This is a genomic window from Sphaerisporangium cinnabarinum, from assembly GCF_055567015.1.
In genome coordinates, this window is record NZ_JBVHRG010000019.1 from 2,035 (window position 1) to 5,712 (window position 3,678).

A 3,678-nucleotide genomic window follows, 5' to 3' on the forward strand; every position below is an offset into this window, starting at 1 on the left:
GTTCGTGGGGGTGGTGGTGGAACATCACGGGTGAGACCTGGGGGGCTTGTCGAGCACACTGTTGGGTCCTCAGGTCACCGGCCACCGGTTGGTGGGGTGCCTGGTACGGGCCGGTCCTTGGATCACGAACCGCTGCGCGGGTCCTTCTTCTTCGGGAGGGGGGTTCGGGTGGTAGGCGGGTCTGGTGGGGTCGGGGTCGTTGGTTGTTTGAGAACTGCACAGTGGACGCGAGCATCTTTGTAAAGATCAAGACGCACCCTTTGGGGTGTGGTTCTTGGTTCTCTGCAGTTTTGTTGTTTTTGTTGAAGTTTTTAAGGGCACAGGGTGGATGCCTTGGCACTAGGAGCCGAAGAAGGACGTGGTAGCCTGCGATAAGCCTCGGGGAGCTGGCAAACGAGCTGTGATCCGAGGGTTTCCGAATGGGGGAACCCCGCACGAGTCATGTCGTGTGACCCGCACCTGAATATATAGGGTGTGTGGAGGGAACGTCGGGAAGTGAAACATCTCAGTACCGACAGGAAGAGATATTCCGTGAGTAGTGGCGAGCGAAAGCGGATGAGGCCAAACCGGGCGCGTGTTCAAGCTGTCAGGCGTTGCGTGTTCGGGGTTGTGGGACCCTTCTGGTGGATCTGACAGTCCACCGGGGAGTAAGAAAGCCGTGTCATAGTCGAACCGCATTGAAAGGCGGACCACAGACGGTGCGAGTCCGGTAGACGAAATGGTGCGGCCTCCCGAAGGGGATCCCAAGTAGCACGGGGCCCGAGAAATCCCGTGTGAATCCGGCAAGACCACTTGCTAAGCCTAAATACTACCTAGTGACCGATAGCGGACCAGTACCGTGAGGGAAAGGTGAAAAGTACCCCGGGAGGGGAGTGAAATAGTACCTGAAACCGTGTGCCTACAATCCGTTGGAGCCTCCTTGGCTGGGGTGACAGCGTGCCTTTTGAAGAATGAGCCTGCGAGTTAGTGCTCAGTGGCGAGGTTAACCCGTGTGGGGAAGCCGTAGCGAAAGCGAGTCCGAACAGGGCGCCCATAGTCGCTGGGTCTAGACCCGAAGCGAAGTGATCTAGCCATGGGCAGGTTGAAGCGCGGGTAAGACCGCGTGGAGGACCGAACCCACCAGGGTTGAAAACCTGGGGGATGACCTGTGGTTAGGGGTGAAAGGCCAATCAAACTTCGTGATAGCTGGTTCTCCCCGAAATGCATTTAGGTGCAGCGTCACGTGTTTCTTGCCGGAGGTAGAGCTACTGGATGGCCGATGGGCCCTACAAGGTTACTGACGTCAGCCAAACTCCGAATGCCGGTAAGTGGAAGCGTGGCAGTGAGACTGCGGGGGATAAGCTCCGTAGTCGAGAGGGAAACAGCCCAGACCACCGGCTAAGGCCCCTAAGCGTGTGCTAAGTGGGAAAGGATGTGGAGTTGCACAGACAACCAGGAGGTTGGCTTAGAAGCAGCCACCCTTGAAAGAGTGCGTAATAGCTCACTGGTCAAGTGATTCCGCGCCGACAATGTAGCGGGGCTCAAGTACACCGCCGAAGCCGTGGCATCTGCGCTCAACTCAGGCCTTCGTGGTCCAGAGGCGCAGGTGGGTAGGGGAGCGTCGTGTGGGCGGTGAAGCCGCGGGGGAACCCAGCGGTGGAGGCCACACGAGTGAGAATGCAGGCATGAGTAGCGAAAGACGGGTGAGAAACCCGTCCGCCGAATGACCAAGGGTTCCAGGGCCAGGTTAATCCGCCCTGGGTAAGTCGGGACCTAAGGCGAGGCCGACAGGCGTAGTCGATGGACAAGGAGTTGATATTCTCCTACCGGCGAAGAACCGCCCATACCGAGCCCGGTGATGCTAACCGTCCAAACCTGCCCATCGACCCTTCGGGGTCACCGGGCAGGGGCGCGCGGGACCCGAACCGGTAGTAGGTAAGCGTATTAACAGGGGTGACGCAGGAAGGTAGCCCGGCGTGGCGATGGTAGACCACGTCCAAGGCTGTAGGCCGTCGGGTAGGCAAATCCGCCCGGCACACAGGCTGAGAGCTGACGGTGAGCGCACAAGCGCGAACTGGGTGATCCTATGCTGCCAAGAAAAGCCTCGGCGCGAGGTTCTAGCCGCCCGTACCCCAAACCGACTCAGGTGGTCAGGTAGAGAATACTAAGGCGATCGAGAGAATCGTGGTTAAGGAACTCGGCAAAATGCCCCCGTAACTTCGGGAGAAGGGGGGCCCGAAGCGTGAACACCCTCGCGGTGGGAGCGTGGACGGCCGCAGAGACCAGGGAGAAGCGACTGTTTACTAAAAACACAGGTCCGTGCGAAGTCGCAAGACGATGTATACGGACTGACGCCTGCCCGGTGCTGGAAGGTTAAGAGGACGGGTCAACCCTTCGGGGTGAAGCTCAGAATTTAAGCCCCAGTAAACGGCGGTGGTAACTATAACCATCCTAAGGTAGCGAAATTCCTTGTCGGGTAAGTTCCGACCTGCACGAATGGCGTAACGACTTCTCCGCTGTCTCAACCGCGAACTCGGCGAAATTGCACTACGAGTAAAGATGCTCGTTACGCGCAGCAGGACGGAAAGACCCCGGGACCTTTACTATAGCTTGGTATTGGTGTTCGGTGCGGCTTGTGTAGGATAGGTGGGAGACTGTGAAGCCCGTACGCCAGTGCGGGTGGAGTCAACGTTGAAATACCACTCTGGCCGCTTCGGATGTCTAACCTCGGTCCGTGATCCGGACCAGGGACAGTGCCTGGTGGGTAGTTTAACTGGGGCGGTTGCCTCCTAAAATGTAACGGAGGCGCTCAAAGGTTCCCTCAGCCTGGTTGGCAATCAGGTGTCGAGTGCAAGTGCACAAGGGAGCTTGACTGTGAGACTGACAGGTCGAGCAGGGACGAAAGTCGGAACTAGTGATCCGGCGGTGGCTTGTGGAAGCGCCGTCGCTCAACGGATAAAAGGTACCCCGGGGATAACAGGCTGATCTTGCCCAAGAGTCCATATCGACGGCATGGTTTGGCACCTCGATGTCGGCTCGTCGCATCCTGGGGCTGGAGTAGGTCCCAAGGGTTGGGCTGTTCGCCCATTAAAGCGGTACGCGAGCTGGGTTTAGAACGTCGTGAGACAGTTCGGTCCCTATCCGCTGCGCGCGCAGGAAACTTGAGAAGGGCTGTCCCTAGTACGAGAGGACCGGGACGGACGAACCTCTGGTGTGCCAGTTGTTCCGCCAGGAGCACCGCTGGTTGGCTACGTTCGGAAGGGATAACCGCTGAAAGCATCTAAGCGGGAAGCCTGCTTCAAGATGAGGTTTCCATACCCTACGGGGTGAGAGGCACCCAGCAGAACACTGGGTCGATAGGCCGGACGTGGAAGCGGGGACGAAAGACCCGTGCAGCTGACCGGTACTAATCAGCCGACAACTTCAACACCAAACACTCTTGTGCTACGCGTCCACTGTGCGGTTCCCGAACCACCAACACCACACCCCCACCCGGGGGTGCCCCGGTGTCGAGGAGGTTCAACAGAGTTACGGCGGTCACAGCGAAGGGGAAACGCCCGGTCCCATACCGAACCCGGAAGCTAAGCCCTTCAGCGCCGATGGTACTGCCCTGGAGACGGGGTGGGAGAGTAGGACGCCGCCGGACAACCCTTCACCGAAGGCCCACCCCACACGGGGTGGGCCTTCGGCATTTCCGCA

General features: G+C 58.8%; 2 rRNA genes. Both read left to right on the forward strand.

Going from position 1 to position 3,678, the window contains the following annotated elements:
• Positions 1-301 precede the first annotated feature (301 nt).
• Positions 302-3,409, forward strand: a 23S ribosomal RNA gene (locus ACZ4MO_RS18760).
• A 99-nt stretch (positions 3,410-3,508) separates the two neighbouring features.
• Positions 3,509-3,625: ribosomal RNA gene (gene rrf, locus ACZ4MO_RS18765) — 5S ribosomal RNA — on the forward strand.
• Positions 3,626-3,678 lie beyond the last annotated feature (53 nt).